The 1148-nt window shown below is 42.5% G+C and carries 2 protein-coding genes; both read left to right on the plus strand.

What is annotated here, in order from left to right:
- Positions 1–131, plus strand: a 131-nt coding sequence (locus D1Z90_RS20685) for an IS3 family transposase (protein WP_147378772.1), incomplete at its 5' end; no start/stop codon positions are given.
- A gap of 208 nt (positions 132–339) precedes the next feature.
- The gene (locus D1Z90_RS20690) at positions 340–867 is read left to right on the plus strand and encodes a hypothetical protein (RefSeq protein WP_119912652.1); all 528 of its coding nucleotides are present in this window, start codon (positions 340–342) and stop codon (positions 865–867) included.
- Positions 868–1148: the final 281 nt, after the last annotated feature.

A 1148-nucleotide genomic window follows, 5' to 3' on the forward strand; every position in this document is an offset into this window, starting at 1 on the left:
GGAGATTTATGAAGCAAGATGTGGCCGCTTACATGAAGTATTACAACCTAGAGCGACTACATTCAGCCAATGGTGATCTATCGCCAGTGGAGTTTGAAAATTCTCAACTAAAAGTGTCCAGTTGTAGTTGACCAGAACATTGTTCTGTCAGTGTTTGTTGTAGAATTTGAATGTCGCGCATCGTAAGGTATTCCTATTAAATACATTTGATAAGGTGTGTTTTTGGCGAAATTCATTAGATCAGAATGAGCGATGCGCGTCTACTCATTGTTTTTATTGGAAATTATGAGGGGATTCGTGAGAGTGGGGCGTTAGCTGTACGGTGAGTCGAGAATTATCATGATTGTAGAAGCTGAAAAAAGAAAGGGAGTATTGGTAGACGCAGGTGTGCCAGAGGAATTTCTGTCTGCTATCGATTCTCCCAATGGCTTTGAAGATTTAGAATTTATAGCCAAGGCTCCAGATGGGTTCTATTTCTATCTACCGTCGGTATTCAAAAACTATGAAATTTTGAAAGGGTATGAGGTTACTCCGATCTATGAGGGGAGTAATGGCGACACATACTATGTATTGCTAACCCGAGGTCAGGAGGTGCGCTTTGTTCATTTTGAATTGGAGCAAGATGCTATCTATAGTGATTATGGAGCTAAATTTCGATTCATGCTGGCAGACTTCCTTATCGATTATTATGAGTTTGCCACTGAGGTAAGTATCGGACAGTTGTCTGATTATGGCGTAAAATTGGGTTTTGAAAGATCAAAAGCCTTATTTGAAGCTCTTGAACATGCCGATGAAAACGGTATGAGAAAAACATTTGAACTAGACAAAAAATGGCGCAAAGAGAATTTGCCGCAGTTTGTTGAATAATCAGCTAACAAGGTGCTGCTGTCGGACAATTTTTCCGCTGCGCTCCAAAATTGCCGCAGAGCACGGCGCTGACGGATCCCCTCATAATTTCCCTAGTCCAGCGTTGTGCGTGAGCCGTTGATATTCCAGTATTGCCCATTGATATTGGGACTCGTGAATTTGATATCGCCTATGGCTCCGGACTTCCCTCCCTAAGCGGGGTAGGGAAAGCACTCTGCGATGTTTTATTGTGTTGGCTTGAAAGTCAAAATGCCACTTCGCTTGTACCGCAACGAGTCCAT

Origin of the sequence: Motilimonas pumila (genome assembly GCF_003596335.1) — a bacterium.
Lineage (GTDB): Bacteria > Pseudomonadota > Gammaproteobacteria > Enterobacterales > CBDFNC01 > Motilimonas > Motilimonas pumila.

What these genes read in the sequence shown, in the direction of transcription:
- D1Z90_RS20690 (WP_119912652.1), top strand. Translation starts at nt 340, where the DNA reads ATGATTGTAGAAGCTGAAAAAAGAAAGGGAGTATTGGTAGACGCAGGT.